Source organism: Rhizobium sp. Root708, from assembly GCF_001429725.1.
Taxonomy (GTDB): Bacteria; Pseudomonadota; Alphaproteobacteria; order Rhizobiales; family Rhizobiaceae; genus Rhizobium.
In genome coordinates this window covers 309,728-336,224 of the sequence record NZ_LMHV01000012.1, presented here as the reverse complement: position 1 = coordinate 336,224, position 26,497 = coordinate 309,728, and the positions used below count along the sequence as shown (strand labels likewise).

Here is a 26,497-nt window from a genome sequence, read left to right as displayed (position 1 = left end):
TGCACAAATGAAATGGGCGGCCAGTGGCCGCCCATTTTTCGTTCGGCAGGAGCCGAATGTGATGTCCGGATGATCAGGCAAAACCCAGCGGAACTTCCTCGATCTTGCGTCCACGGCCGTAGTCGCGCTCGTAGGACGAACGGCTATCGCCACGCTTGTAGGCAGCCGTTTCCAGTTCCGGCATATGATAGCCGTCAGCATAGGTACCGGTGTCGCCGGTATCGACCGCATCGCGTTTCGCAGTAAAGATTCTCAGAAGCATTCCGCATTCCTCCTCGTCGTGAGCCGATAACGGCCTAACGCCGCCTCTGTTCCGTGTACCGGGGAATAGTTAAAAATTAACCATATATATTAGATAATCGTCAACTAATCGAAAGGGCGTAGCCGCCACAGCCGATTATCTGCTTGCGGGTTTAAGCACACTCTGACGCAGCTGCATCAATGCCCGTTTTCCGCCGATTTCGATGAAGCGATAAGACAGCGAAGCCAACAAAATGGTTGCGCCGACGCAGACGACATAGGCTATCGCCAAGGTCGTTTTCGCCCCAATGACCGGCTGAAGGGCGAGCATCGGGCGCCCGAAGGCGCTGAACACGAGGGGATGGATGAGGTAAAGCGAATAGGAGATTTCGCCCAGCCGATAGACCGGCCCGTTCGCAAACAGCGCATTCGACAGCGGCGAATCCGCGGCCAACCAGAATACGGCGCCGACGATGCAGAGGTAGGTCACAAGATCGCTGTGATCGAAAGTGGCGGCAGCGATCACAGCAAGACACGCAAGCAGGGTGCCGAGATCGGCGATGGAGGAACTGAAGGCCGAGCGGCGAGCCGCCAGACCGCAGAGAATGACACCGATGCTGAAACCGGCCAGGGCGCGGAGCAATGGGAAGACCGTGACGTCGGATACGACATCCATCGGCCCGCTGATGCCGCCACCGACTTTCGAGATTGCGACAATCAACACGGCGAGACCGAGCAGCGCCGCGCATGTCCCGACGGTCTTCAATCGCCCGAGCATGAGGACCAGCGGAAAAGCCGCGTAGCAGAAGATTTCAGCGCTCACCGACCATGAAAGCCCGACCACCGGCTTGGCATGCAAACCCCAGCCCGTCAGCATGAACAGATTGCAGAACGTATCCCAGGCGGTGAAATCGCCAAGCCCAGGCTTGATCGCCAGCTTGACGACGCCGAGCGACACAAGAACGATATAGGCCGGATAGAGACGGACAAATCGGCGGAAGAGGAATTCGCCATACTTTGCAATATCCGCACCCGCTCTGAAGGTCGCATCGTAGTTGTATGCGAGAACATAGCCGCTCAGCACGAAGAAGGCATCGACGGCAAGATAGCCGCGATCGAACGGGAGGGGCGCCGTCCCTCCCATCGCCAGGAAAAAATGATAGGTGACGACCACGAGGGCTGCGACGCCGCGAAAGCCAGTGAGCGGTCTTATTTCCCTGCGTTCGGCCATATCCTTGGGCTCTCATTAAGAGAAAATTCACCCTAGGGATTAGCGCGCTTCGACGCGGCTGCAAAACGGAAAGCGGAAATTTGGTAAACGGGGACAGTCGGCAGAACTGGAGCGGGTGAAGGGGATCGAACCCTCGTCGTCAGCTTGGGAAGCTTCGAGAACCCTGAGCAAATTCAAGGCGGCGTTTCACTGATACCAGACCTCGCCGGGCACTCCCCGGCGAGGATTTGAAACGCCATACCGGAGATTCGCTCCGCTTCAAGGGCGGAAGCGATAGCGACGGCAAGCCGCTCCAAGTGTGCGCCGTTAAAGTCTAGGCTACCGGTGATGTCGAGTGCGCACCGGCACCCCAGCGCCCCAACATAATGTGAGGGGTGCGGAAGCATCAGAGGCTCATCGCGGGGTGAGCGATGAGCCCCTAGGCCCACACAGGAATAAGGGCCCTGAAGGAAGACAATCCGCTAACAGCATTGATCATTCAGCGCCCGACATATCCGAGGATTGTCGCGCGGTTAGCAATGGACCGTTGGGCCCGAGTGGGGGGTCCGGGCCCCAGTCACCGATCCGCAATGATGGGAGTGTGTTCAGCAGAAGGAGGAGTTGTGTGAACGCGGCGTCCCCTCAGCGGTGTTATGCCTTGGACTGCATATCGATGCAGGCCCGTGACGTGAATCGAGTTCAGCGCGGCCAAGGGCTTACCGAAGTTTCGGTGCAAAGCGCCAGCCAGGTGCGCAGGTTCACGAATGCCCTGGTGGAAAAGCCTGACTATCAACTTGCAGGCGACATTCAGTTCACCTGTCAGGCTACCCGATATGTTGCCGCTGTAGCCGCAGCTAGCAAGGACCCCGTTAAGCATCTTCAGGTCTTTGGCAGGGAGATTGGTGGTGTCGATCGTGGAAGACATGTTGTCCTCCTTTCGGTCAGGGCGAAGCTAACAGCTTCAATCAGCAGCGCCCGTTCGATGGCTGCCGAGAACTTCAACCTGCGCTCAATCATGGACGATAGCAAATGAATTCTCCGACGCTAATTCACTTCGCTCCCTCAGCATCGTCCACCGCGCGCCGTAATCAAACGTCTATCGGGGATTTGCCTACCAAACCGCTCCTGAGTTGCTTCTTATCATCCTTTCCAGCCGCGCCTCCGACAGAAGTCCTCCGCTGCCTCGTAAGCACCAGATTTGTCAACGAAGCGGCCCAGGAAAGTGAGATATCCACGGAAGCTGACAATCACGCTCCGCGTCGAGCTGTCGTAGAAAACAAACATATCCGGTTCGTAAGGGGTGATGCTAGGCATGAGCAGCTCCGCGCCATCGCGAGAGCTCACTTATCTCCCAGCCGCCGAGATTTCGGCGATGATCTTAATATAGAGCGCGTCTCAGATAAGTCTCGCTCAGCGCCGATCGAGGTCATCCCACCACCCGTCCAGAGGGATTCTCAGTAATGGCAGGGTCTTCAAAGCGACGCTGGGAAGCAGGATATCGCAACGGCCTCAGAGACGGCGGCAAATCATTGAGCAAACCTCGAATCACAACTGCCGCCGTCTTGGCGGCACACGATATCTTTGACCGACCCGTACCCGAGAATTACTTCAAAGCATCGAGCGACGAGCAGCGACAGATACGATTGTCCATCGTTCGGTTGGCTCTCATCGCGGCGCACACGGCTGACCACCAGGTCAACCCATCTTCAGCCGAAGCGGAGGGCGAATGAGTCGCGTTGCCTTTCGACAATCCGATATGGAGCGCGTGGTCAAAGCCGCAGGCCGTGCCAAAGCGTTCGTTCAAATCGACATGAAAACCCTGATTGTCACCATCATCCCATCCGATCAGCAGAAACCGGTTGACGAAGAGGGCAATCCGCTGGGCATCTTGCCATCGGGCAATTACGCCCCCGATGGAAAGGAAAATTGGGATGAGGAATGACCGGCCCGGTTACCAGTACCGGGCTAAAAGGGACGGAACACGCGTCCACTACTGGAACCCGCAGCGAGCGGTGAAAGGCGCATCCAGCGCTCTTTCGATCATACGCCTGCCCGACGACTTCACCGAGGAGCAGATCTGCGCCGAGTGCCAAAGGCTGACAACCCAGCTGCGGCCCGAGGTTCGGAATGCCGGGAACGCACCTGTGTTCGACGGCACCATCTCCTCGCTCATCAAGTGCTACCGTCACGACAAGACAAGCACCTTGCACGGGGTGAAGCACTCGACCCGGATCAGGGACTACGAACCGAGCTTGCGTATTCTCGACAAAAACGTGGGCGACCGTGACATCAACGCTCTCCGGGCGTCTGACTTCACCAGGTGGTTCAATGGGTGGAGAAAGAAAGGAAAGCACCGCCGAGCAACCGGCGCAATCAAGCTCCTCCGGTTGATCCTGTCATATGGTGCTGGCGAGCGATTGCGAGGATGCAAGGACGCCAGGGCAATCTTGGCCGACATGCGGTTTGAGCAGCCAGCGCCGCGAGACGTGTTCATGACCTACGAGCAATGCTTGGCGATCGTGAAGAAGAGCGCCGAACTCGGTTGCCCTTCTATTGGGTTCGTCGAGGCGGTCAAATTCGAAACCGCGTTGCGACGCATCGATGTGATAGGTGAATGGGCTCCATCGGAAGAAGGTGGTCCGTTCAAATGGACAGGCCTGACAGCGCCTCGCGATTTGTCGCGAGACATGATCCTGTCCATCAAGACCAGCAAGACAGGAGCGCCAGTAGCGCGGGACCTGAAAAGCTATCAGTTGGTGGTCGAGGCTCTAAAGGCCTACTCACTGCCCGATATTGGGCCTCTCGTGATCGATGAGGATTACGGGAAACCCTATTGGGAAAACCGCTACGCGACCAAGTTCAGAACGGTTCGCGATGCGGCTGGGGTGCCAGACAATGTCTGGTCTATGGATACCCGAGCTGGCGCCGTTTCGGAGACGGTGGAAGCAACGGGCTCTATCGAAATGGCCAGCGATCTCGCCACCCACACGACGACGAAGATGACAAAAAAGTACAGCCGCGGCGACAGACTTGAGACCAGCCGCAAGATTGCCGAAGCACGCAACGCAAAGCGTAAGTGACACGGCAGTGAAACGAGTGAAACGCCGACATACTTAAGTTATTGAATTTGCTGGAGCGGGTGAAGGGGATCGAACCCTCGTCGTCAGCTTGGGAAGCTGCTGCTCTACCATTGAGCTACACCCGCGCTAGACGGAGACTTCCAACAGATGGCCACCGCTGTCAAGCGGCAGCGGTCGTGTCAGATGCGGAAGTGCTTGGAGAGTTTCAGGCCCTGCGCCTGATAGTTGGAGCCAAGGCCCGTGCCGTAGAGGCTGGTGGGATGTTCGAGCATGTGTTCGTAGATCAGGCGACCGACGATCTGGCCGTCCTCGAGGATGAACGGCACCTCGTGGCTGCGCACTTCCAGCACGGCGCGGCTGCCACGACCGCCGGCGGGGGCGTGGCCGAAGCCCGGATCGAAGAAGCCGGCATAGTGTACGCGGAATTCGCCGACGAGCGGATCGAACGGCGTCATCTCGGCCGCGTAGTGCGGCGGCACGTGAACCGCCTCACGCGACACGAGGATATAGAACTCGTCCGGATCGAGGATCAGTTCGTTGCGGCCGCGGCTATAGAGCGGCTCCCAGAAATCATAAATGTCGTGCTGCGCCTTCTTGTCGACGTCGACGACGGCGGTGTGGTGTTTGCCACGGTAGCCGATCAGACCGTCCTTGTCGCCGGCGAGGTCGATCGACAGCGCAATTCCACCGCCCGATACGTTCGGCTGCTTGCTGGCGACCAGCGTCTCGGCATCATGCAGCGCCAGCAATTCCGGGTCACCCAAGACCGAATGGCCGACGCGGAAGCGGATTTGCGACAGGCGCGAGCCGCGACGCACGACGATTGGGAAGGTGCGCGGCGAGATTTCGAGATAGAGCGGGCCGGAATAGCCTACCGGAATCTTGTCGAATTCCTGGGCGTAGTCGGTAATGACGCGGGTGAAAATATCGAGACGGCCGGTCGAGCTTTTCGGATTTGCCGAAGCTGACATATCTGCCGGAAGGTCGAGGCGCTCCATCAATGGAACGATATAGACGCAGCCGGTTTCCAGCACCGCGCCTTCACTGAGGTCGACGACATGCAGCTTGAGGCGGTCCAGCTTGTCGGAAACGAGGCTGTTCGGGCCCGGCATGAAGCTGGCGCGGACACGGAATGCCTTTGCACCGAGCCGCAGATCGAGGCTCGCCGGCTGGATCTGGTCGCTGTCGAGATCGCGCTCGGAAATCAGCCGCCCCGTTTCAAACAACGCGGCGATCGCGCGGTCTGCCAATATTCCTGTTTCGCGAGCCATCATGCCCCATCCATATTTTGCCGCAGACAAAACCAAACTCGAGGAATTGACGCAAGCACGGAACGGCAGTATTGCAGCTTTATCCCGTGGTGATTTGGCCGGTCGGCTTGCAGCCACGTTAAACAAGTGGCTAAATAGACCGGGTTGAAACCGGTCTGCATTTGCGGCCGGTTTTTTTGTGTTTGAAAGTGGTGATTCATGAGCAAGACCTGGCGCCCGGCAACCCAACTCGTCCATGGCGGTTCGCTGCGCTCTCAGTACGGCGAGACCTCCGAGGCGATCTATCTCACGCAGGGCTTCGTCTACGATAGCGCCGAAGCGGCGGAAGCGCGCTTCAAGGGCGAGACCGAGGGCTATATCTACGCCCGTTACGGCAGCCCGACGAACGACATGTTCGAGAAGCGCATGTGCGCCCTCGAGGGCGCCGAGGAAGCCCGCGCCACGGCATCCGGCATGGCCGCCGTCGCAGCCGCGATCCTCTGCCAGGTCAAGGCCGGCGACCACATCGTCGCCGCACGCGCGCTCTTCGGCTCCTGCCGCTGGGTCGTCGAGACACTCGCTCCGAGGTACGGCATCGAATGCACGCTGGTCGATGGTCGCCATCTGGAAAACTGGGAAAAGGCGATACGCCCGAACACCAAGGTCTTCTTCCTGGAAAGCCCGACCAATCCGACACTTGAAGTGGTCGATATCGAAGGCGTTGCCAAGCTCGCCAACCAGATCGGCGCCAAGGTCGTCGTCGACAACGTCTTTGCGACCCCGATCTTCCAGAAGCCGCTGGAACTCGGTGCCCATATCGTCGTCTATTCCGCGACCAAACATATCGACGGCCAGGGCCGCAGCCTCGGCGGCGTGATCCTTTCCGACAAGGAATGGGTAACCGAGCACCTGCAGGACTACTATCGTCACACAGGTCCTGCGATGTCACCGTTCACGGCATGGACATTGCTGAAGGGGCTGGAAACTCTCCCCCTGCGCGTCAAGCAGCAGACCGAGAACGCCTCGAAGATCGCGGACTTCCTCGCCGATCAGCCGAAGGTCGCAAAGATCATCTACCCAGGCCGCAAGGACCATCCACAAGCCGATATCGTTGCCCGGCAGATGAAGGGCGGCTCGACGCTTGTTGCGATCGAACTCAAGGGCGGGAAAGAAGCGGCATTCGCGCTGCAGAACGCGCTTGAGATCGTCAAGATCTCCAACAATCTCGGCGATGCGAAGAGCCTTATCACGCATCCAGCCACAACCACGCACAAGAACCTGACCGACGAGGCACGCGCCGAACTCGGCATCTCCGGCGGCACCGTGCGCCTTTCAGCGGGCATCGAGGACACCGATGACCTGATCGAAGATTTCGCCCAGGCGCTCGCCAAGGTGAATTCCTGATCAAGACGCTGCGGCCGAGCTTTCATCGGCCGCAGCTTACATATGCGCGCGAAAAGCGCGGAAATTAGGCTTAACACGCGAAACCTTTTGCCATTGCGGGCATTCAAGGCATGATCGCCTCACGGTTTATTGACGGATCCGCTGTCGTATAAGATACCGGTAACGCATATTGACTATGGTGTAGGCATGTACCGCGCCCTGACACGAGACATTGAAGTCGTCGTCGAACCCTTTTATCTGGAGGAGCAATCCGATCCGGACGACGATCGTTATGTCTGGGGTTATCGGATCGTCATCAGCAACAACTCCGAAAAGACCGTACGACTGGTGAACCGCTATTGGAACATCACTGATCAGAACGGCATCGTCGACGAGGTTACCGGCGCCGGTGTCGTCGGCGAACAGCCACGGCTTTCACCGGGAGATACCTACGAGTACTCCTCGGGTTGCCCGCTCGACACGCCGTCGGGGCTTATGTTCGGCCATTACCAGATGGAAACGGACGAAGGCGAGCTTTTCGATGTCGAAATACCCGCCTTCTCGCTGGATTCGCCAGGGCTGCTCAGAGTCCTGAACTGATCACTCGGCTGCCTGCGCGACCTCTTCAACCTCGTAACGATAGGTCGTCGAGCAGAATTCGCAGGTGACGGAAATCTTGCCGTCTTCCTGGCTTGCATCGATTTCCTCGGCCGAGAAGCCCTTCAATACGCCCTTGATCTTTTCCCGCGAACAGCTGCAACGGTCGAAGACGGCGCTCGCGCCATAAACCCGCACGCCGCGCTCGTGGAACAGGCGATAGAGAAGTCGCTCAGTGCCGACCAGCGGATCCGTCAGTTCGTCCGCATCGATCGTCTCGACCAGCGAACGGGCTTCCGACCAGGAATCGTCTTCCTTGTGCAGGGTCGGAGCGCTATCGCCATCGCCGCCATGAAGATCCTGCTGCCGCATGCGTTCCGGTGCTTCCGGCAGGAACTGCGCGACAAGTCCGCCAGCACGCCAGCGATGACGCGGCTTGCCGTCCTCATCGCGATCGAGCAGTTCGGCGGCAGCAAGGCGCACTCTCGTCGGGATCTGCTCCGACTGGCGGAAGTAGGTTCCGGCAATTTCCTCGAGTGTCGCACCGTCGAGCGCAACGATGCCCTGATAGGGCTGGCTGAACTTGCCCTGGTCGATCGTGAACGCCAGCATGCCCTTGCCGAGCAACTGTTCAGGCTCGATCTGGCCGGCGGCGACAGCCTCGTCGAGAAGACCCTGGTTGAAGCGCGCATAGGCACGGACATTCTCGGGCGTCGTGAAATCGCAGACGAGCAGATCCACCGGGCCGTCACCCTTGGTCTGAACCGTGAATTTGCCGTCGAATTTCAGCGACGTGCCGAGAAGCACCGTAAGGGCGATGACTTCGGCCAGAAGCCTCGCGACCGGCGCGGGATAGTTGTGACGCTCAAGGATCGCGTCCAGCATGGGGCCGAGCTGAACGGCGCGACCGCGCACGTCCAGGCCTTCCACCTGAAAGGGAACGACGTGATCATCGCCGGCGAAATCGAACTCGCCGAGCGCGGCTGAAGGTTCTGCCATGGTCTTCTCCTAGTCTGAGAACGAATGGAATAGAGCATCCATCCGCTCGCGCGGCCAACGGGCCCCAAGGCCAAACGTGGCGTCCAGTATGGTTCAGATCGCGCCCAGGCACCAAGCAAGAATCGACTTCTGCGCATGAAGACGGTTTTCCGCTTCATCGAAGACCACGGATTGCGGGCCGTCGATCACCTCGTCCGTAACCTCCTCACCGCGATGAGCCGGCAGGCAATGCATGAACAATGCATCCTTGCCGGCCTGCGCCATCAGGGTCTCATTGACCTGGTAAGGCTGGAAGACGTTGTGACCGCGTGCCCGATGTTCCTGATTCATGGAAACCCAGGTATCGGTCACCACGCAATCGACGCCGGCGACCGCACGGTCTGCATCATGGTAAAGCATGATTTCGGCGCCCTCATTGCGGGCCCAGTTCAAATAGTGATCCTTCGGCTCGGAACCAAGAGGCACTGCCATATTCATCCGGTAGCCGAAACGCGCTGCCCCTTCGACCAACGAATGCAGCACATTGTTGCCGTCGCCGGTCCAGGCGATCGTCTTGCCCTTGATCGGGCCGCGATGTTCTTCGAAGGTCATGACGTCGGCCATGATCTGGCAGGGATGCGTATCGTCGGTCAGCGCATTGATGACGGGAACCGTCGCATGCTCGGCAAGTTCCAGCATGCGGGCATGATCGGTCGTGCGGATCATGATCGCATCGACGTAGCGAGACAATACCTTGGCCGTGTCGCCAATCGTCTCGGCGCGGCCGAGCTGCATTTCGGTGCCGGACAGGAACAGTGTCTCGCCGCCAAGCTGGCGCATGCCGACGTCGAAGGAGACGCGGGTGCGGGTGGACGGTTTCTCGAAGATCATGGCGAGCATCTTGCCGGCGAGCGGCTTGTCCCCCTGCCCGGCCTTGAAGGCCTGCTTGCGGGAGATGGCGTCGTTCATGATGAGCCGCAGCTCGGACGCTTCAACAGCGGAGAGATCGAGGAAGTGTTTCGGGGAAGCCATTGTGTGTACCTGTTACGCCTGCCGTTCGGCAGATCACCTTTCCGTTCAAGCCGTCTTCTTTGCCGATGCGCGCACGGTTTCCGCAGCGCGCTCGAGGCGGGCGAGCCCTTCACGAGCTTCGTCCGGCGTGACGACGAGTGGCGGCAACAGACGGATGACGTTGTCGCCGGCCGGAATAGCAAGAAGTTGAGCTGCCCGCATCGCCTGCAGCAATTCGGCGGACGGCACGGCGGCCTTAACGCCAAGCATCAGACCTTCGCCTCTGACATCCTCGATGACATCGGGATAGCGATCCTTCAGAGACGCCAGCCCCTGACGGAAGACCAGCGAAACGTCGCGGACCTGCTGAAGGAAGCCCTCTTCGAGCACCACGTCGAGCACGGCATTGCCGACAGCCATTGCCAGCGGATTTCCGCCATAGGTGGAGCCATGCGTGCCGGCCTTCATGCCGGAGGCCGCTTCCGCGGTCGCGAGGCAGGCGCCAAGCGGGAAGCCGCCGCCGATGCCCTTTGCAACAGCCATGATATCAGGCGTGACGCCGGACCATTCATGCGCGAACAGCTTGCCCGTGCGGCCGACACCGGACTGGACTTCGTCGAGAATGAGAAGAAGGCCACGCTCATCGCACAGCTGGCGTAGCGCCTTCATGAATTCGGTCGTCGCCGGGCGGATACCGCCTTCGCCCTGTACCGGCTCGATGAGGATACCGGCGGTTTCATCGGTCACGGCGGCGCGCACGGCATCGATGTCACCGAAGGCGACCTGATCGAAGCCAGGCGTTTTCGGACCGAAGCCCTCAAGGTACTTTTCCTGGCCACCGGCGGCGATCGTTGCCAGCGTGCGGCCGTGGAAGGCGCCCTCGAACGTGATGATGCCGAAGCGCTCCGGATGGCCCTTGGAGAACTGATAACGACGAGCCGTCTTGATGGCGCACTCGAGCGCCTCGGCGCCAGAGTTGGTGAAGAACACCTTATCCGCAAAAGTTGCGTTGGTCAGGCGCCTGGCGAAGGCTTCCTGGCCCGGAATTTCATAAACGTTGGACAGGTGCCAGACCTTGTCGGCCTGCTCCTTCAATGCGCCGACGACATGCGGGTGGCCATGCCCGACTGAAGTGACCGCCACGCCCGCTCCGAAATCGAGATATCGCTCGCCGTTTTCGGTGATCAGCCATACACCCTCTCCTCGCTCGAACCGCAAAGGGGCGCGAGAGTAGGTATCGTATAGCGCGGCTTCAGCCATGGCGCGATCTCCTGTCATTGACCATCAGCAGCCGGACTCCGGCTAAGAAAAGCAGGTCCGGAAAATTAAAAATGCCGCCTTTCGGCGGCGAGCAGCACTATTTACTTTTCGCACTGCGATGTCAACAAAACTGAGGATTTACTGCATGCGTCAAGCGGTCAATTCATGCGACGCCAGCTATCAACAAGCAATGTTGCAGAAATGACTCTCCGCACGAGCAAGTTGGGGAAAAACCGGAAAATCGATTCTCCGCGATTCAACCGACTCTTGTCACGGAGTCAGCCTCACACTAGGTTAAAACTCAATTACTAGACTGCATGCGGCGGAACTAGTCACCAAAAATCGAGCAAGCGTTTCTTGCCTCGGACACGTCCGGGGTGACGGTGAAGGATTCTGCCTACACCAACGCTAACAAGGCGGAGACAGGGGCATGAACTGGACAGACGAGCGCGTTGAAAAGCTGAAAAAGCTATGGTCCGAAGGACTAAGCGCCAGCCAAATCGCAGCACAACTTGGCGGTGTAAGTCGTAACGCCGTTATCGGCAAGGTCCATCGCCTCAGCCTGCCAGGCCGGGCCAAGGCTGGCGGCACCACGACGACCGCTCGCACACCGAAGCGCACCACCACGGCTCCCCGCGCTCCGAACTATGCATCGCGCGTTGCAACCCGCACCGTTACCCGCCAGCAAGGCGCAACGATGTTGAAGGAAGAGATCGACGTCAATGCGATCGAGGAAGTCCGCTTCCGCCCCGCTTCCAACGTTGTCATCCCGATCTCGCGCCGCCTCGGCCTGACGGAACTGACCGAACGCACCTGCAAGTGGCCGGTCGGTGATCCGCTCAAGGACGACTTTCATTTCTGCGGCTGCGAGTCCCCGGACTCCTCGCCTTACTGCACATACCATCAGCGCATGGCTTACCAGCCGGTCAACGAGCGCCGGAAGGCCGCCAACCGGGTCGCTTGATCCGGAAGCCGGATAAGGAATACAAAAACGGGCCTTCGCGGGCCCGTTTTTCATTGGGCGCGATACCCGATACTCATGTCGGCACGCGCATTTCCAGACCGCTGTCTGCCGTGCAATCTTGGAGCCGCTTGGACTGGAGAATGCGATGAGAATAGCCTGCCTGCATACGGCCGATAGCAATATTGCTGTCTTCGAGGCCGCAGCCCGAGAGATCGGCCTTTCCAAAGACGTGCTCTCCCATGCGGTTCGGGCAGATCTGCTCGCGGGTGCCGAGCGGGCTGGTGGATTGACCGACGATATTGCTCGCGAGACTGCCTCGGTGCTGCGGTCGCTTGGGCAGACGGCAGATGCTGTTGTCCTGACATGCTCGACCCTGGGGCCGTCCGTCGACGAACCTGAGCGCACGATGTCCGTCCCTACCCTTCGCGTCGATGCCGCGCTGGCAGAACAGGCAGTTCAGGTCGGCGGCAGGATCGTCGTCCTCTGCGCGGTTGAAACAACCCTGGAGCCAACCGCACGGCTGTTCGCTGCGGCAGTCGCGGCAACTCAAACGCCGTTCGAGGTTCGCCTCGTTCCCGGAGCATGGGATCTGTTCAAAACCGGTGATCGCGATGGTTATTTATCGGCCATTGCCGAGGCGGCCGATGCCGCTTACCGCGAGGGAGCCACGATTGTCGCTCTCGCACAGGCATCGATGGCGGGCGCGGCGGATTTGGTGAAAGGCGGCCCGAGGCCCCTGAGCAGTCCAGCGGCGGGACTTGCCGCCGCTGTCGAAATGGTTTTGCGAGAAGCCTGAGGTCGCGTACCCGCAAGACGAGCCCCCAGCGGCTCGTTCTTGCCGGCAGCAGGATGGAAGCCTCAGGCTTCCATCGAGTATCCGGCGCCACGTACGGTGCGGATGACGTCCTGCATGTTGGAGAAGTTCAGCGCCTTGCGCAGACGACCGACATGGACGTCCACAGTGCGCTCGTCGACGTAGATGTCATGACCCCAGACGCCATCGAGCAACTGCGAGCGCGAGAAGACACGCCCCGGCGACGCCATCAGGAACTCGAGAAGGCGGAACTCCGTCGGCCCCAGACGAACCTCGCGGCTTTTGCGGTGGACACGATGGGTCTCGCGGTCGAGTTCGATGTCGCCGCACTTCAGCAGGGTCGACAGCACTTCCGGCTTGGCGCGACGCAGCATCGCCTTGACACGGGCGACAAGCTCCGGCGTCGAGAACGGCTTCACGACATAGTCGTCGGCGCCGGTCGAGAGGCCGCGAACGCGTTCGCTCTCCTCGCCACGCGCCGTCAACATGATGATCGGCAGACGTTCGGTTTCCGGACGCATGCGCAGACGACGGCACAGCTCGATGCCGGAAACGCCCGGCAGCATCCAATCGAGGATCAACAGGTCCGGTGTGCGTTCCTGTAGGCGGATTTCGGCCTCATCGCCGCGCAAGATCGTGTCGACGTCGAAGCCTTCAGCCTCAAGGTTATAGCGAAGAAGCACGCTCAGTGCTTCTTCGTCTTCGACAACAGCTATTCTCGGGATCATTCGTTTCGGTCTCCTGGGGGCGTGGTCCGGAACGCTTATTCCGTCACCGCACCGACGGTGTTGGCGGTGTCGTCCTTCGGACGCTCGCCTTCCGGCTGGGCGCCGGTGGCCATGTAGTAGATCGTTTCGGCGATATTGGTGGCGTGGTCGCCGATGCGTTCGATGTTCTTGGCGCAGAACAGAAGATGCGTGCAGCTGGTGATGTTGCGCGGATCTTCCATCATGTAGGTCAGCATCTCGCGGAAAAGCGAGGTGTACATCGCGTCGATTTCCTCGTCGCGCTCACGGATCGACTTTGCCTTGTCGGCCGCACGGCTCGTGTAGACGTCGAGCACTTCCTTGAGCTGAACCAGCGCCAGCTCCGACAGGTGCTCAAGGCCACGGGCGAGCTTGCGCGGCACGCCGGTGTTCTGAACCGCGATCACGCGCTTGGCTGTGTTCTTTCCGAGGTCGCCGACGCGTTCGAGATCGGCGGCGATGCGGATCGAACCCATGATCTCGCGGAGGTCAGCGGCCATCGGCTGCCGGCGCGCGATCGTAACAATCGCCTTGTCGCCGACTTCGCGTTCGGCGTGATCGAGAATCACGTCGTCGGAGATGACCTTCTGTGCCAGCCCCGTGTCGCCGTTCACGAGAGCGCGGACGGCGTCCGATACCATCTGTTCGGCCAGGCCGCCCATTTCAGAAATCCGGCGCGAAAGGTACTTCAGGTCGTCGTCGTAGGCGGAAAAAATATGTGTCGATGCCATAGGATTATCCTTGAATATCGTGTGGGGTTCCGACGCGGGAAATCAACCGAAGCGGCCCATGATGTAATCCTGCGTGCGCGGATCATCCGGGTTGGTGAACATCTTGTCGGTATCATTCTCCTCGACGAGGTTGCCGAGGTGGAACATGGCGGTGCGCTGCGAAACGCGGGCCGCCTGCTGCATCGAGTGCGTCACGATGACGATGGTATAGGCTTCGCGCAGCTCGTGGATCAGCTCTTCCACCTTCGCCGTCGCGATCGGGTCGAGAGCCGAGCACGGCTCGTCCATCAGGATGACTTCAGGGCTGACGGCGACGGCGCGAGCAATGCAGAGGCGCTGCTGCTGACCGCCGGAGAGGCCGGTGCCGGACTCGTGCACGCGATCCTTCACTTCGTTCCACAGGCCGGCACGCTGCAGGCTGTGTTCGACGATCTGGTCCATGTCAGCCTTGCTCTTTGCCAGACCGTGGATGCGCGGGCCGTAAGCGACGTTCTCGTAGATCGTCTTCGGGAACGGGTTCGGCTTCTGGAAGACCATGCCGACGCGAGCCCGCAGCTCGACCACGTCGATATCCGGATCGTAGATATCATCGCCGTCGAGCGTGATCTTGCCAGTGACGCGGCAATTGTCGATCGTGTCGTTCATACGGTTCAGGCTGCGCAGGAAGGTAGACTTGCCGCAACCGGACGGGCCGATAAGCGCCGTCACCGTGTTTTCGCGAATGTTCAGCTTGACGTCGAAGAGCGCGCGCTTTTCGCCGTAGTAAACCGAAACGTCCTGGCCGATCATCTTGTAAGGAATGGTGTTCATCTTCTGATCAACCGCTTTCTCAACTGCTGCTTCCGTCAACATGTTCATAATGTCTACTCCGTTTACCAGCGGCGCTCAAAGCGACGACGCAAGAGGATAGCTCCGAGGTTCATGACGATCAGGAACAGGAGCAGGACGATGATGGCGCCGGACGTACGCTCGACGAAAGCGCGTTCGGCTTCGTTTGCCCACATATAGACCTGCACCGGCAGAGCCGTGGAAGGATCCATTGGGGTGGCCGGTGCATTGGCGACGAAGGCGACCATGCCGATCAACAGCAACGGAGCGGTTTCGCCGAGCGCGTGCGCCAGACCGATAATCGTGCCGGTCAGGATACCGGGCATCGCAAGCGGCAGGACGTGGTGGAACACCATCTGCATCTTCGATGCGCCGAGACCAAGCGCCGCAGCGCGGATCGACGGTGGCACGGCGCGCAACGCTGCGCGGGTCGCGATAATGATGGTCGGCAGGGTCATCAGTGACAGAACAAGGCCACCGACGAGCGACGCGGAGCGCGGCAGACCGGCGAAATTGATGAAGACAGCGAGACCGAGCAGACCATAGACGATCGAGGGAACAGCCGCGAGGTTGTTGATGTTGACCTCGATCAGGTCGGTCAGCCTGTTCTTCGGCGCGAACTCTTCGAGATAGATCGAAGCGGCAACGCCGATCGGCAGAGACAGGGCGAGAACGATCAGCATCAGATAAAGCGAGCCGATCAGAGCTACACCGAGACCCGCTGCTTCAGGACGGCTCGAATTGCCGTTGACGAAAAGGCCGGTGTTGAAGTCCTTGTGCAGGGCGCCGCTAGCCGTCAATTGCTGCATCCAGCCGACCTGCTTGTCGTTAACCTTGCGGTTCTTCTCGGCGACCTTGAGATCGATCTGGCCCTTGTTGGCAGAGTCGATATTGGCATCCGCGAGAAGCGTGACATTGACGGTCTTGCCGATGAGCGACGGATCGGCCACGACCATGTCGCGGAGCACGATCGGAGCACCCTTGGAGATCATTGCCGAAGCGTCGCGCGTGTCCGGGCGGCTGGAGGCATTGAGCCCGAGCGTCTTGACCATCGCATCGCGGATCAGGACCGGATAGTTCGCGGCCACCAGCACCGATGGATCGGTGGCGCGCTTGTTGTTCGGGTCGAGCGTCTTTTCGCTGAACTCGATCGGCAGCGTGATCGCCGTCTGCTGGAAGGCCGTATAGCCCTGGCGGATAACGGTGGTCAGCAGGATCGCGAGAAAGATCAGGCCGAAGGAGATGGCGGCGATGCCATAGGCCTGGAACCGACGCTCGGCTGCGTAACGACGCTTGATACCGATGTCGCGGCGGGCGGGCGCCTTGGAGACGATGACGCCTGCGGGGGAAACAATATCCGTCATTCGTACTGCTCCCGGTATTTGCGCACGATGTAGAGCGCGTAGATGTTGAGGCAAAGCGTGATGAAGAACAGCGTGATGCCAAGCGCGAAGGCCACCAGCGTCTGCGGCGAGGTGAACTCAAGGTCACCCGTCAGCTGGTTGACGATCTTGACAGTCACTGTCGTCATCGGTTCGAACGGGTTGATCTGGATGCGGGCTGCGACACCCGCAGCAAGCACCACGATCATGGTTTCGCCGATGGCGCGCGAGGCGGTCATCAGCAGAGCGCCGACGATGCCGGGAAGCGCTGCGGGCAGGACCACCTTTTTGATCGTTTCCGAGCGCGTTGCCCCGAGGCCGAGCGAACCGTCACGCAGCGCGCGCGGCACGGCGGTGATGATGTCGTCGGAGAGCGACGAAACGTACGGGATCAGCATGATGCCCATGACGATACCGGCGGTCAGAACGCTCTGTGCCTGAATGAAGTTGGTGTAGTTGCCGGTCAGAAGGCCGTTCACCTGCGAGGAAAGGTCGCGCAGGAAGGGGCCGACGGTGATCAACGCGAAGAAGCCGTAGACGATGGTCGGGATGCCCGCCAGAACTTCGAGCAAAGGCTTGGCCAGCGAGCGAACCTTGGGAGCCGCGTATTCAGCCATGTAGACGGCAGCAAACAGACCGACAGGAACCGCGACCAGCATGGCCACAAAGCCGATGTAGAGCGTGCCGAGCAGCAGCGGGATCAGGCCGAACTGGCCGAAGGACGAGCTGCCGGCGCCGGCAAAGCGCGGGTCCCAGACGGTGCCGAAGAAGAAATCGGCGGCCGGAACAGCGGCGAAGAAGTGGGCCGCCTCGGTCAGCATCGACAATACAATGCCGATGGTCGTGAGGATCGCGATCGACGATGCCAGGAGCAGACCCCAGAGCATGACGCGCTCGACACGGTTACGAGCACGGAAGCGCGGTGCGACCTCGCGCAGAGCATAGAAACCGCCGGCGAGCGCCAGGGCCAGAATGACGGCAGTCATCACAGCGCGGCTGGCGCCACTTTCTGCGTTCAGCTTCTGGGCGGCTTCGATCATGTAAGGCTGCGGTTCGCCGGCGAGCGGGACGCCCTTCGCCGCAAGCTTCGCCTGCAGACCAGCGGGATCACCCACCCCAGCGCCGATTTCTTCCGGCGTCAGCGACGGTAGACCGCGCGCAATCGCGCTGACCATGCCGTAATTCAGGTTCTGCTGGGCGGCAGGCTGAGCCTTGATATCATCCGGGAACCCACCGCGGACGGAGGATTCGATGATCGACGGGCTAATGGCGAGCCAGGCGAAAAGAACGATCAGTGCCGGCAGGATCGCCCAGATGGCGGCATAGGCACCATAATAACCGGGTCTGGAATGCAATGCCGAGGACTTGCCTCCGGCAAGTGCCGTAGCGCGGCTGCGTGCTGCCACGAAGGCAACGGCGCCCAGCACCACGAGGCACAAGAGTATGACGGATGTACTCATTCTTTAAGGTCCCCAGGCCCTTGGCCCCAAAAAACCAGAAACGGCGGGCGGGCCGATCCGGCTTCCAATGATGGAGATGTCAGCCTCGCCGGCCCGAAGACACCGACAAGGCAATGCCGGCGCGACCAAGGTCGCGCCGGCAAAGTCGATTACATGGTCTTGCCGTCTTCGACAGACTTGCGGATTTCTTCGCGCTCTGCGTCCGGAGCGGCAACGAGGCCGTATTCAGCGAGCGGGCCTTCGGGGCCGATCATCTGGTCGGCAACGAAGAAGTTGACGTATTCCTTCAGGCCCGGGATGACGCCGAGGTGTGCCTTCTTGACGTAGAAGAACAGCGGGCGGGAAACCGGGTACGTGCCGTTGGAGATGGTTTCTGTCGACGGAACGATACCGTTGACGGTCGCAACCTTCAGCTTGTCGGCGTTGTTTTCATAGAAGGACAGGCCGAAGACGCCAACGCCGGTCTTGTTGGCAGCGATGCGTGCCAGCGTTTCCGGATAGTCACCGTCGATGTCGACAGCAGCGCCGTCCTTACGAACTGCAACGCAAGCCTTGGTCTGGGCGGCAGCTTCAGTGATCGAAGCCTTGATGACGTCGAGAGCGCCGGAAGCCTTGCAGCCAGCCTGGAGAACGTTCTGTTCGAAGACTTCGCGGGTGCCGTGCTTTTCGCCCGGGATGTAAGCAGCGATATCAACAGCCGGGAGCTTCGGGTTGACTTCCGACCACTTCTTGTAAGGGTTTTCGACGAGCTTGCCGTCAACAACAACCTGAGCAGCGAGAGCCTTGTAGATGTCGGCCGGAACGTAGGCAACGTCAGGGTTCGAAGCGTCGGTTGCGAAGACGATGCCGTCGTAGCCGATCTTGACTTCCTGGATGTCGGTTACGCCGGCAGCCTTGCAGGCTTCCAGTTCCTTGGCGTTGATCGGGCGCGAAGCGTTCGCAACGTCGATCGTGTCAGGGCCAACGCCCTTGCAGAATTCCTTGAGGCCAGCGCCCGTACCGCCGGATTCGACGACCGGCGTCTTGAAGTCCTTGAAGGTTTCGCCGAACGTTTCGGCAACGATCTTGGCGTAAGGCAGAACGGTGGACGAACCACTGACCTGGACCTGATCGCGAGCAACAGCTGCGCCAGCGAAAGCGGCGGAAGCAGCAAGTGCGGCGACCGTAAGTTTAAAAGCGTTCATGTCAATCTCCCGGACATATAGCGGTCTGAGTGTGGCCTTGAGCGGCCCCTTGGCGGCGCCGTCTTCATCAGCGGCACGCTCTCTTTAGCGCCCGTTGCCTAGAGCTTTTATGTCAGTTCGATGAAACATTTGTGACAGCTTATGTAGCTGATTTATAATGCAAAAATTACAGCCGATTACAGCAGGTGCGCCGCTATATGTCAAAAACGCACGGTAAAGCTCGTTCCCTTGCCCACTTCGGACTTCACGATCAGTCGGGCGCGGTGGCGCGTGAGAATGTGCTTGACGATGGCGAGGCCAAGGCCGGTTCCCTTTTTCGAGCGGCTATCCTCGATGCTGACGCGGTAGAAACGCTCGGTCAGACGCGGCACATGTTCGGCCGGAATGCCCGGCCCCTTGTCGACCACCGAAACCTCCACCGGCTCGCCCGGGCCGTTCTTCAGGAAGACATCGACCGACTTTCCTTCCTGGCCATACTTGCAGGCATTCTCCATCAGGTTCTCGAAGACCTGCACGAGCTCGTCGCGGTCGCCCAAGACCTCCGCCTTGCCCTCCGGCAGATGCAGCGCAATCTCGACGCCGACATCCTTGGCAAGCGGCAGCAGTGAATCCCTGACATGCCCGAGAAGCGGAACGAGATCGACCTTCTGATCCGGCGCGATATGCGATTTCAGCTCGAGCCTAGACAAGGACAGGAGATCGTCCACCAGACGGCTCATGCGCGTCGTCTGATCGAACATGATGCCGAGAAAGCGTTCCTGCGCTTTCAGGTCGTTCTTGGCGGGCCCCTGAATTGTCTCGATGAACCCGCGCAGCGACGCGAGGGGCGTGCGCAGTTCGTGACTTGCGTTGGCAACGAAATCCGACCGCATACGGTCGATCCGGCGAACCTCGGAAATATCCCGAAATGCCAGCATGAAAAGGCGTTCGCCATTGCCATTCGTCGGCAGCTTCACCGGCGAACTGCGGACTATGTAGACGCGTTCCGAGGGAAGCCGTTCGGAGTGCTCGATCTGGTTCGGCGCGTTGGTGGCGATCGTTTCGCCCACCATGTCGAGAATGCCCGGCGATCGCAGGCGCGACGACAGATGCGCGCCACGCGCGACCTCTCCGAAAGCCTTCTCGGCCGCGGGGTTCTGAAAGAGCACCGACGCATCACCCGATAGCACCATGACCGGTATATCGAGGGCCGAGAGCGTCGCGGAAACTTCAGGCAACAGGCTGCGCTCGGCAGGTTCTTCGAAGATAACTTCGGGAACCGGAGGCGACGGCCTGACTGAAGGCCTCATTGACGCGAGGATCGCAACGACCATCGCCGCCAGCAATCCAAGCACGGCCCATTGATTAACGTCGGCTGCAAGCGCGAGAAGCGCTATAAACAGGGCTACCAGCAGTGAGAGGCGGGCATCGCGTATGCGTACAATCAACCTGCGTGCCCATGGTATTTCGTCTTCCAACTGCCCCTCGCGACGCCGATGCGTTCTTCATTAGACCAGATTGTGCCTGATAGACCTGATTCATGACAGAAATTTTCACATGCCGCCATGACCCCTCACTTCTCCCTAAGTTTTTTGCCAATGGGCAAGGCATTTGATTTTCAACGGAAAATATGTTCGCCTGTCGAAAAGAGTTTAGCGGAGGTGCACCATGGCCGATGATGTCGAAAGCAGAGCCGTCGAATTGGATATTCGCGGCAAGAAGCGCATCTTCGATGTCGACGATCCTGTCCTGCCCGACTGGATCGATGAGAACGCCTTCCAGTCCGGCGATTTCCCCTACAACAAAAAACTGAAGGAAGAGGAGTATCTGGAGGAGCTTCAGAAGCTGCAGGTGGAGCTCGTGAAAGTTCAGTTCTGGCTGCAGGCGACCGGCAAGCGCGTCATGGCGGTCTTTGAGGGACGCGACGCCGCCGGCAAGGGCGGCGCGATTTCCGCCTCCTCGGCGCACATGAACCCGCGCCTCGCGCGCGTCGTGGCGCTGTCGAAGCCGACCGAGCGCGAACTTGGCCAATGGTACTTCCAGCGCTACATCGCCCAGTTTCCCACGTCAGGCGAATTCGTGCTCTTCGACCGATCCTGGTACAACCGCGCCGGTGTCGAACCAGTCATGGGCTTTTGCACGCCGAAGCAATACGAGGACTTTCTGGAGCAGGTGCCGCAACTTGAGAAAGTGCTGGCTCACGAAGGCATCTTCTTCTTCAAGTTCTATCTGGATATCGGCCGCGAGATGCAGCTGAAGCGGTTCCACGACCGCCGGCATGATCCGCTGAAGGTCTGGAAGCTCTCGTCGATGGACATCGCCGCGCTGACCAAATGGGGCGATTACAGCGAGAAGCGCGACCGGATGCTGAAGCAGACGCACACCGAATTCGCGCCGTGGACCGTGATCCACGCGAACGACAAGCGCCGCGCCCGGCTGAACCTGATCCGTCACATGCTGAAATCGATGGACTACGACGGCAAGGACAAGGATGCCATCGGCAAGCTCGACGACAAGATCATCGGCTCGGGGCCGGGCTTCCTGAAGTGATCACTGCCCCGGCAGAATCCGCACTGCGTAGAGGTTGATGCCGCGGGCCTTTCCGTCGAGATCGCTGTTGATCATCAGCTTTCCGGCGGAACTCGGCGCCAGCGAGCGATCGAAACGCACCTGCAGCAGCACATCCGATTTTTCGCGCGTGACCGTGAAGCGATGGCGCGCGCAGTCGCCGAGCGACTGGAAGTCGCATTCGACGGTGACCTGCGTCGGCTCGTCCGTGGTGGACTGAAGCGTGATCGCGACCGTGGAGGACTTGCCGGCCAGCTGTTGCAATACATCGGCCGGAACACTTATGCCGACATTGCCGGCGGTGTCGCCGCTTTGCGAGATCAGGCGGACGGCGGGACCATCATTCTCCGCGACGTTCTGCGTCTTCGCCTGCGCGCCGGGGACGATCTTGTCCGCGTCGGATGGCTTGAACACCTCGATCCATGCAGAGGAGAAGGAGTTTTGCGGATCGATCGTAGGCGCCTCGCCGGTGGCACCGCCGTTTTCGGCATTTTCGTTGCCGTTGAAGTCTTCAGGCTCGGTGCTCGGGGGCGGGTTGGCGACACTGGTGTCACGCTCGGCCGACGTCATCAACAGGCCAGACGTATGCGCCCACCATGCACCTATGCCGATGAAGGCGAGCAACACGCACCAGACCAGCAGCCTGGAAAAGAACTTGCGCGGCTTGCGGCGGGCGGCTGCCCGCTCCGGCCGGAAATCCATGTTCGTCGCCGGCTTTTCTGCGGTCATGGTCTCGGCCGCAACTGGCGCGGGCGCGGTTCCGAGATGATCGGCATCCTCAGCATGGATACCGGCAAGGCTGGAGTCATCGTCGAAGCGTGGGTCGGCGACCGTATGGGCGCGCGTCTGGCCGCCGATCGACAGGCTATCGGCAGCGCCTTCCGCAGGGCGATGCGTGGTGGCGCGCGGGACATCGACGACAGGCGGAACCGCCACTTCCGGCGGCCCCTGGCGCGGATGCAGCCGTTCGCGCTCCTCCGCCTCGATCATGTGGATGGTGGTCTCGAGCCTGTGGCGATGATGAGCGACAGCGTCGGCGTCGGTGACGTCCTGCTTGCGCAGACCGGCTTCCAATGCCTGGCGGGCTGATTGATAGATCTTTGCTCGGACTTCGGGATTGTCGCGATCGGCGTTGCTGAGCGCCGTTCTGATAGCCGTTTCTAATCCGCTCACGTCCGGTCCTTTACTCTGAGACTGGGCATCATGCTTAACAATTCATAAATGCGGTAACTGCTGTTTGCGCAAACCGCAAGTCCGGCAGGGCACTCGTTGTCGCGTCGGCAGGGGATAACAGCATGACGCAGGGTCTTCGCCCCGGCAACGTCAACAATAGACGATATTCCGAGAACCGATAGACCACCTTCCCACTTGCGAAAGTCTCTGCTAGAAAATTGACGTTTTCGTAAACGTCAATCAGCAGCGGTGACATATGGCCCTTCCCCCGATTTTGACTGAAAACCTCCGGCTGCCTGCGGTGGCATCGCCGCTGTTCATCATTTCGCATCCCGCCCTGACGCTCGCGCAGTGCAAGGCCGGCGTCGTCGGCTCCTTCCCGGCCCTCAACGCACGGCCGGAGAGCCAACTCGACGAGTGGCTGGCCATGATCACGGAAGACCTTGCCGCCCACAATGCGACACACCCCGACCGACCGGCCGCGCCCTTTGCGGTCAACCAGATCGTCCACATGTCCAACAAGCGGCTGGAACATGATCTCGGCCTCTGTGTGAAATACAAGGTACCGATCGTGATTTCGTCGCTCGGCGCGGTCCCCGAGGTGAATGCTGCGGTGCATTCCTACGGCGGTATCGTTCTTCACGATGTCATCAACAACCGCCATGCCAACTCGGCCATTCGCAAGGGTGCCGACGGATTGATCGCCGTCGCGGCCGGTGCTGGCGGCCATGCCGGAACGCTGTCGCCGTTTGCCCTGGTGCAGGAAATTCGCGAGTGGTTCGACGGGCCGTTGCTGCTCGCGGGCGCGATCGCCAATGGCGGTGCGATCCTCGCGGCGCAGGCAATGGGTGCCGACATGGCCTATATCGGCACTCCCTTCATCGCCACCACCGAAGCGCGTGCATCCGAGGCTTACAAGCAGGCGATCGTCGAAGGCGCGGCCGGTGACGTCGTCTATTCCAACTATTTTACCGGAGTGCATGGCAATTACCTCAAGCCCTCGATCACGGCAGTCGGCCTCGATCCTGATAACCTGCCCGCCGCCGACCCTTCGAAAATGAACTTCGAGCAGGCCGTCGGCGGCGCGAAAGCCTGGAAGGACATCTGGGGCAGCGGCCAAGGCATCTCCGCCATCAAGGCCGTCGAACCCGTCGCCGCCCTCGTCGATCGCCTCAAGACGGAGTATAATGGCGCCCGTGCGCGTCTCTTGGCCTGAGAACGAGCGCTGCTCTCCACAGCATCACTCTTTTTTTCCAAAGACGCGACAGGGCGCTTGAAATCTGCAAACAATGCCTGTATCAGCGCCATGCAAATCGCGGGCCGGATAGTTCCTCTCGCAAGTTGCCGCTTTAGCTCAGGTGGTAGAGCACATCATTCGTAATGATGGGGTCGCAGGTTCGAGTCCTGCAAGCGGCACCATTCTTTCTCTCAGGTCATCCCAAAAATAGCTCGAGGTCAGTTCGGATTTCGTGAATCCGCATACTTCAGCCTGAAATCATTCCCTATTGAAAAAGGCTGAGAATGTTCTGCGGCGCACGGTTTGCGATCGATAGCGATTGGGTTGCGAGCTGCTGTTGAGTCTGAAGTGCGGCCAGCTTGCTGGATTCTGTTTCCATATCGGCATCAACGAGACGTCCGATGCCGGATGAAATCGAATCCCGAAGATTGGATGCGAAGGCCTGTTGCATCGCAATGCCTTTCGAGAGCGAGCCCAGGCGGGAACCGACCTCGGTCATCTTTGCTGTCATCGTCTCCGTTACCTGCAGCATCTCCTGGATCTCGTCGGTCGTCGTCGCATCCGTCAGAACCATCTCGCGGTGGACCTGATGGCGCTCTCCGTTAAACAGCACCCAGTCACTGGCGGTCCCCAGACTGTCGGCATAGGCGGAGTTGGTAACAATGCCGGCATCGCCGCTTTCATCATCGACCAGGAACGAGACGTCCGGCGTATCCCAATCGGAATAGAGGCTGTAGGTCAGGCTCTGGAGCGACACGCTGCCGTCCGCGTCGCGGGTGAAGCCCGAGGTGACCGACCGATCGACGTTGTCTTCAGGCGAATTCATGTAGAGCCAGTTCTGGCCGGAAAAGGACGCCGATTCCGCGGTGCTGCGCAGTTGCGCCTTCAGCTGATCGAGCTCCTCGTTGATCTTCGTCTTGTCGACGCCCGCCTCTGTCGCGGCAACGAACCTAGCCTTGATCTCGGACATCACGTCAATTGCCTGCGACATCGCCGAATAGGCGGTATCCACCGTTGCCGCACCAAGCCCCAAGGCATCGCTGACCGCCGAAAGGGCCTTGTTGTCGGAACGCATCGTCGTTGCGATCGACCAATAGGCGGCGTTGTCGGCGGCGCGTTCGACGCGGAGGCCTGACGATACCCGGCCCTGCGTCTGATGCAGTCCAGAGTTGAGCGATCGAAGCGTCTGAAGCGCGTTCGCTGCAGACGTGTTCGTGACTATGGAAGTCATGAAGATCCTGAAGATAAAACCGGAGATTTATTCGTGGCGAGAACTTCGGCGCCTCATGCAGCCTATAGCTGTCAAAATAGAAAAGCCTTGGTTAACAAAGAGTAGAGTCCATCGGATAAATCTGATGATCTCTCACAACTTTTGGCAGTTATTTCGGCGCTTGGAAAATGTTCGGCCGTTCAGGCCGTGCGGGCCTCGGCGTCCGACATGGACTGCGGCAGCGACTGCAGGAGTGTCTGGCGTGCGGAGCGCAGATGCAGCCGGCATGCACGCTCGATCGCCGCTGGATCGCGCGCCTCAAGTGCCGCGATATAATCGAGGTGTTCGTGGATGGCGCGCTCGTTCCGTTCCCGGGCAAAGGCCTTGTTCCACTGATAGTGATAGTGGAAGATGATGGCGATCGCATCATAGAAATCGGCAATGAAGCGGTTTCTCGATGCCCCGTGGATCAAAAGATGGAAGCGCTCGTCCAGTGCCGAGAACGCCTTGTAGCGGTTGTCGAAATCGACAAGCATCGCCCGGTGGTCGTCCTTGATCCTTGCAAGCGCCTCCCAGGCTTCGTTATCGGCGGGCAGCCTGCCGAACTCGGCGGCCGAATGCAGCTCGAACATCTCCCTGACATCGGCGAGCTCAAGCGCGAATTCGCGGGTGAAGCCCTTCAATATCCAGTGGCTGTTCGGCCGCTTCTCAATCAGGCCGAAGCGCGAGAAGCGGATCAGAAATTCGCGGACGCTCGTGGTTCCCGTGCCGATTTCGCGCGCAAGTTCGAGCTCGTTGATCTGCATGCCGGGCGCTGCATCATCAGAGAGAATGCGCTGCATGAAGCTGCGCTCGATGATGTCATGCAGTGAATCCGTTTCTTCCGACGGGAAGAAATCATCACGCGATGGATCACGAAGTACGATCTTCTGGCGCTTGTTCCAGCGGATGATGCCCTCCTCGCTGAGGCGTCCAAGAATGGCGCGCGCGGTGCTGCGGCTGATCCCAAGCTGGCTTGCGATCTCGGGTTCCGACGGCAGGGCCTCATCGGTCCGCAACGTCGCCACATAGCGGTTGTAGGCTTCCTTGAAGACCGTGTTTTGCCTTGCCATGCGCGCCCCGCCCTCCTGCTCCGCCGCATGGCAGAAGCGTATTTCGCGGCAATCCTTATCGTAATTCCGGACCGCCTGCGGCTGTTTGCCTCCCTCGTCC

Annotated in this window: 25 protein-coding genes, 2 tRNA genes and 1 riboswitch; of the genes, 10 read left to right on the top strand and 17 right to left on the bottom strand. The window is 59.9% G+C overall.

All coding sequences use genetic code 11. The annotated features are described in order from the left end of the window. Nucleotides 1–73: 73 nt before the first annotated feature. A complete protein-coding gene (locus ASE04_RS12075) occupies nt 74–262 on the bottom strand; it encodes a hypothetical protein (RefSeq protein WP_056817210.1) in 189 nt (62 codons plus the stop codon). 135 nt (nt 263–397) lie between these two features. Further along, nucleotides 398–1,471 carry an acyltransferase family protein gene (locus tag ASE04_RS12070; protein WP_056817207.1) on the bottom strand — a complete coding sequence of 358 codons (1,074 nt, stop codon included), beginning with the start codon at nt 1,469–1,471 and terminating at the stop codon, nt 398–400. Between the two features lie 652 nt (nt 1,472–2,123). On the opposite strand from ASE04_RS12070, the gene ASE04_RS12065 reads away from it, so the two are divergent. From ASE04_RS12065 to ASE04_RS12050, 3 genes are all read left to right on the top strand, one after another. Continuing rightward, on the top strand, nt 2,124–2,483 hold the full coding sequence (locus tag ASE04_RS12065; RefSeq protein ID WP_156408761.1) for a hypothetical protein: 360 nt from the start codon (nt 2,124–2,126) through the stop codon (nt 2,481–2,483). Nucleotides 2,484–3,176: 693 nt separating this feature from the next. Further along, on the top strand, nt 3,177–3,392 hold the full coding sequence (locus tag ASE04_RS12055; protein ID WP_056817197.1) for a hypothetical protein: 216 nt from the start codon (nt 3,177–3,179) through the stop codon (nt 3,390–3,392). After that, complete coding sequence (locus tag ASE04_RS12050) at nt 3,382–4,530, top strand: hypothetical protein (protein WP_056817194.1); 1,149 nt, start codon at nt 3,382–3,384, stop codon at nt 4,528–4,530. Before ASE04_RS12055 ends, ASE04_RS12050 begins: the two co-directional genes overlap by 11 nt. 51 nt (nt 4,531–4,581) lie before the next feature. On the opposite strand, the gene ASE04_RS12045 is transcribed toward ASE04_RS12050, so the two are convergent. Together ASE04_RS12045 and ASE04_RS12040 are read right to left on the bottom strand one after the other, a co-directional pair. Next, a tRNA-Gly gene (locus ASE04_RS12045) sits at nt 4,582–4,655 on the bottom strand. Nucleotides 4,656–4,709: 54 nt separating this feature from the next. Beyond that, nucleotides 4,710–5,804 (bottom strand): 2'-deoxycytidine 5'-triphosphate deaminase, encoded by a 1,095-nt coding sequence (locus ASE04_RS12040; protein WP_056817191.1) that lies wholly within the window; start codon nt 5,802–5,804, stop codon nt 4,710–4,712. A gap of 73 nt (nt 5,805–5,877) precedes the next feature. Beyond that, a riboswitch (SAM riboswitch) is annotated at nt 5,878–5,956 on the top strand. Nucleotides 5,957–5,999: 43 nt separating this feature from the next. Between ASE04_RS12040 and ASE04_RS12035 the strand changes: the two genes are divergently transcribed. Together ASE04_RS12035 and apaG are read left to right on the top strand one after the other, a co-directional pair. Then, the gene (locus tag ASE04_RS12035; protein ID WP_056817185.1) at nt 6,000–7,184 is read left to right on the top strand and encodes an O-succinylhomoserine sulfhydrylase; all 1,185 of its coding nucleotides are present in this window, start codon (nt 6,000–6,002) and stop codon (nt 7,182–7,184) included. A gap of 186 nt (nt 7,185–7,370) precedes the next feature. Next, nucleotides 7,371–7,763 (top strand): Co2+/Mg2+ efflux protein ApaG, encoded by a 393-nt coding sequence (gene apaG, locus ASE04_RS12030; RefSeq protein ID WP_056817175.1) that lies wholly within the window; start codon nt 7,371–7,373, stop codon nt 7,761–7,763. On the opposite strand, the gene ASE04_RS12025 is transcribed toward apaG, so the two are convergent. From ASE04_RS12025 to ASE04_RS12015, 3 genes are all read right to left on the bottom strand, one after another. After that, nucleotides 7,764–8,759: an Hsp33 family molecular chaperone gene (locus tag ASE04_RS12025; RefSeq protein ID WP_056817168.1), complete on the bottom strand. Its 996-nt coding sequence runs from the start codon at nt 8,757–8,759 to the stop codon at nt 7,764–7,766. 93 nt (nt 8,760–8,852) lie between these two features. Continuing rightward, nucleotides 8,853–9,770: an ornithine carbamoyltransferase gene (argF, locus tag ASE04_RS12020; protein WP_056817160.1), complete on the bottom strand. Its 918-nt coding sequence runs from the start codon at nt 9,768–9,770 to the stop codon at nt 8,853–8,855. Between the two features lie 45 nt (nt 9,771–9,815). Beyond that, nucleotides 9,816–11,009, bottom strand: coding sequence for an aspartate aminotransferase family protein (locus tag ASE04_RS12015; protein ID WP_056817157.1), 1,194 nt, complete (start codon nt 11,007–11,009; stop codon nt 9,816–9,818). Between the two features lie 430 nt (nt 11,010–11,439). Here ASE04_RS12015 and ASE04_RS12010 point away from each other — a divergent pair, with 430 nt between their 5' ends. Both ASE04_RS12010 and ASE04_RS12005 read left to right on the top strand, forming a co-directional pair. Next, entirely contained in the window at nt 11,440–11,973 is a 534-nt protein-coding gene (locus tag ASE04_RS12010) for a GcrA family cell cycle regulator (RefSeq protein WP_056817154.1), read from the top strand. Nucleotides 11,974–12,118: 145 nt separating this feature from the next. After that, nucleotides 12,119–12,769 carry an aspartate/glutamate racemase family protein gene (locus tag ASE04_RS12005; protein ID WP_056817151.1) on the top strand — a complete coding sequence of 217 codons (651 nt, stop codon included), beginning with the start codon at nt 12,119–12,121 and terminating at the stop codon, nt 12,767–12,769. Between the two features lie 62 nt (nt 12,770–12,831). Here ASE04_RS12005 and phoB read toward each other — a convergent pair whose 3' ends face one another. The 7 genes from phoB to phoR form a co-directional block, all read right to left on the bottom strand. Beyond that, the gene (gene phoB / locus ASE04_RS12000; RefSeq protein ID WP_056817148.1) at nt 12,832–13,515 is read right to left on the bottom strand and encodes a phosphate regulon transcriptional regulator PhoB; all 684 of its coding nucleotides are present in this window, start codon (nt 13,513–13,515) and stop codon (nt 12,832–12,834) included. A 35-nt stretch (nt 13,516–13,550) separates the two neighbouring features. Beyond that, nucleotides 13,551–14,264, bottom strand: coding sequence for a phosphate signaling complex protein PhoU (gene phoU / locus ASE04_RS11995; RefSeq protein ID WP_056817146.1), 714 nt, complete (start codon nt 14,262–14,264; stop codon nt 13,551–13,553). Between the two features lie 42 nt (nt 14,265–14,306). Continuing rightward, entirely contained in the window at nt 14,307–15,122 is an 816-nt protein-coding gene (gene pstB, locus ASE04_RS11990) for a phosphate ABC transporter ATP-binding protein PstB (protein ID WP_056817144.1), read from the bottom strand. Between the two features lie 14 nt (nt 15,123–15,136). Further along, nucleotides 15,137–16,456, bottom strand: a complete 1,320-nt coding sequence (gene pstA / locus ASE04_RS11985) for a phosphate ABC transporter permease PstA (protein ID WP_056817142.1) — start codon at nt 16,454–16,456, stop codon at nt 15,137–15,139. After that, complete coding sequence (pstC, locus tag ASE04_RS11980; protein ID WP_056817141.1) at nt 16,453–17,934, bottom strand: phosphate ABC transporter permease subunit PstC; 1,482 nt, start codon at nt 17,932–17,934, stop codon at nt 16,453–16,455. The genes pstA and pstC overlap by 4 nt, the downstream gene beginning before the upstream one ends. 149 nt (nt 17,935–18,083) lie before the next feature. Continuing rightward, nucleotides 18,084–19,118: a substrate-binding domain-containing protein gene (locus ASE04_RS11975; protein WP_056817139.1), complete on the bottom strand. Its 1,035-nt coding sequence runs from the start codon at nt 19,116–19,118 to the stop codon at nt 18,084–18,086. A gap of 200 nt (nt 19,119–19,318) precedes the next feature. Further along, complete coding sequence (phoR, locus tag ASE04_RS11970) at nt 19,319–20,545, bottom strand: phosphate regulon sensor histidine kinase PhoR (RefSeq protein ID WP_443216858.1); 1,227 nt, start codon at nt 20,543–20,545, stop codon at nt 19,319–19,321. A 220-nt stretch (nt 20,546–20,765) separates the two neighbouring features. Here phoR and ppk2 point away from each other — a divergent pair, with 220 nt between their 5' ends. After that, complete coding sequence (gene ppk2 / locus ASE04_RS11965) at nt 20,766–21,647, top strand: polyphosphate kinase 2 (RefSeq protein WP_056817137.1); 882 nt, start codon at nt 20,766–20,768, stop codon at nt 21,645–21,647. Here ppk2 and ASE04_RS11960 read toward each other — a convergent pair whose 3' ends face one another. Next, the gene (locus ASE04_RS11960) at nt 21,648–22,838 is read right to left on the bottom strand and encodes a hypothetical protein (protein ID WP_056817134.1); all 1,191 of its coding nucleotides are present in this window, start codon (nt 22,836–22,838) and stop codon (nt 21,648–21,650) included. A gap of 256 nt (nt 22,839–23,094) precedes the next feature. Between ASE04_RS11960 and ASE04_RS11950 the strand changes: the two genes are divergently transcribed. Then, on the top strand, nt 23,095–24,054 hold the full coding sequence (locus tag ASE04_RS11950) for an NAD(P)H-dependent flavin oxidoreductase (protein ID WP_056817128.1): 960 nt from the start codon (nt 23,095–23,097) through the stop codon (nt 24,052–24,054). 127 nt (nt 24,055–24,181) lie between these two features. Beyond that, nucleotides 24,182–24,257: transfer RNA gene (locus tag ASE04_RS11945), tRNA-Thr, on the top strand. Between the two features lie 83 nt (nt 24,258–24,340). Here the strand turns inward: ASE04_RS11945 and ASE04_RS11940 are convergent. Together ASE04_RS11940 and ASE04_RS11935 are read right to left on the bottom strand one after the other, a co-directional pair. Further along, a complete protein-coding gene (locus tag ASE04_RS11940; RefSeq protein ID WP_056817124.1) occupies nt 24,341–25,306 on the bottom strand; it encodes a flagellin N-terminal helical domain-containing protein in 966 nt (321 codons plus the stop codon). A gap of 179 nt (nt 25,307–25,485) precedes the next feature. Continuing rightward, a complete protein-coding gene (locus ASE04_RS11935) occupies nt 25,486–26,397 on the bottom strand; it encodes a GntR family transcriptional regulator (RefSeq protein ID WP_056817677.1) in 912 nt (303 codons plus the stop codon). Nucleotides 26,398–26,497 lie beyond the last annotated feature (100 nt).

Excerpts from the sequence above, each read along its gene's own strand:
- argF (WP_056817160.1), bottom strand. The coding sequence starts at position 9,770 with ATGGCTTCCCCGAAACACTTCCTCGATCTCTCCGCTGTTGAAGCGTCC.
- ppk2 (WP_056817137.1), top strand. The coding sequence starts at position 20,766 with ATGGCCGATGATGTCGAAAGCAGAGCCGTCGAATTGGATATTCGCGGC.
- ASE04_RS12075 (WP_056817210.1), bottom strand. The coding sequence starts at position 262 with ATGCTTCTGAGAATCTTTACTGCGAAACGCGATGCGGTCGATACCGGC.
- phoB (WP_056817148.1), bottom strand. The coding sequence starts at position 13,515 with ATGATCCCGAGAATAGCTGTTGTCGAAGACGAAGAAGCACTGAGCGTG.
- ASE04_RS12070 (WP_056817207.1), bottom strand. The coding sequence starts at position 1,471 with ATGGCCGAACGCAGGGAAATAAGACCGCTCACTGGCTTTCGCGGCGTC.
- ASE04_RS12040 (WP_056817191.1), bottom strand. The coding sequence starts at position 5,804 with ATGATGGCTCGCGAAACAGGAATATTGGCAGACCGCGCGATCGCCGCG.
- ASE04_RS12010 (WP_056817154.1), top strand. The coding sequence starts at position 11,440 with ATGAACTGGACAGACGAGCGCGTTGAAAAGCTGAAAAAGCTATGGTCC.
- phoU (WP_056817146.1), bottom strand. The coding sequence starts at position 14,264 with ATGGCATCGACACATATTTTTTCCGCCTACGACGACGACCTGAAGTAC.
- ASE04_RS12050 (WP_056817194.1), top strand. The coding sequence starts at position 3,382 with ATGAGGAATGACCGGCCCGGTTACCAGTACCGGGCTAAAAGGGACGGA.
- apaG (WP_056817175.1), top strand. The coding sequence starts at position 7,371 with ATGTACCGCGCCCTGACACGAGACATTGAAGTCGTCGTCGAACCCTTT.
- ASE04_RS11975 (WP_056817139.1), bottom strand. The coding sequence starts at position 19,118 with ATGAACGCTTTTAAACTTACGGTCGCCGCACTTGCTGCTTCCGCCGCT.
- ASE04_RS12065 (WP_156408761.1), top strand. The coding sequence starts at position 2,124 with ATGCAGGCCCGTGACGTGAATCGAGTTCAGCGCGGCCAAGGGCTTACC.
- pstA (WP_056817142.1), bottom strand. The coding sequence starts at position 16,456 with ATGACGGATATTGTTTCCCCCGCAGGCGTCATCGTCTCCAAGGCGCCC.
- ASE04_RS12055 (WP_056817197.1), top strand. The coding sequence starts at position 3,177 with ATGAGTCGCGTTGCCTTTCGACAATCCGATATGGAGCGCGTGGTCAAA.
- ASE04_RS12035 (WP_056817185.1), top strand. The coding sequence starts at position 6,000 with ATGAGCAAGACCTGGCGCCCGGCAACCCAACTCGTCCATGGCGGTTCG.
- ASE04_RS11940 (WP_056817124.1), bottom strand. The coding sequence starts at position 25,306 with ATGACTTCCATAGTCACGAACACGTCTGCAGCGAACGCGCTTCAGACG.
- ASE04_RS12005 (WP_056817151.1), top strand. The coding sequence starts at position 12,119 with ATGAGAATAGCCTGCCTGCATACGGCCGATAGCAATATTGCTGTCTTC.
- pstB (WP_056817144.1), bottom strand. The coding sequence starts at position 15,122 with ATGAACATGTTGACGGAAGCAGCAGTTGAGAAAGCGGTTGATCAGAAG.
- ASE04_RS12025 (WP_056817168.1), bottom strand. The coding sequence starts at position 8,759 with ATGGCAGAACCTTCAGCCGCGCTCGGCGAGTTCGATTTCGCCGGCGAT.
- ASE04_RS11935 (WP_056817677.1), bottom strand. The coding sequence starts at position 26,397 with ATGGCAAGGCAAAACACGGTCTTCAAGGAAGCCTACAACCGCTATGTG.
- ASE04_RS12015 (WP_056817157.1), bottom strand. The coding sequence starts at position 11,009 with ATGGCTGAAGCCGCGCTATACGATACCTACTCTCGCGCCCCTTTGCGG.
- pstC (WP_056817141.1), bottom strand. The coding sequence starts at position 17,934 with ATGAGTACATCCGTCATACTCTTGTGCCTCGTGGTGCTGGGCGCCGTT.
- ASE04_RS11950 (WP_056817128.1), top strand. The coding sequence starts at position 23,095 with ATGGCCCTTCCCCCGATTTTGACTGAAAACCTCCGGCTGCCTGCGGTG.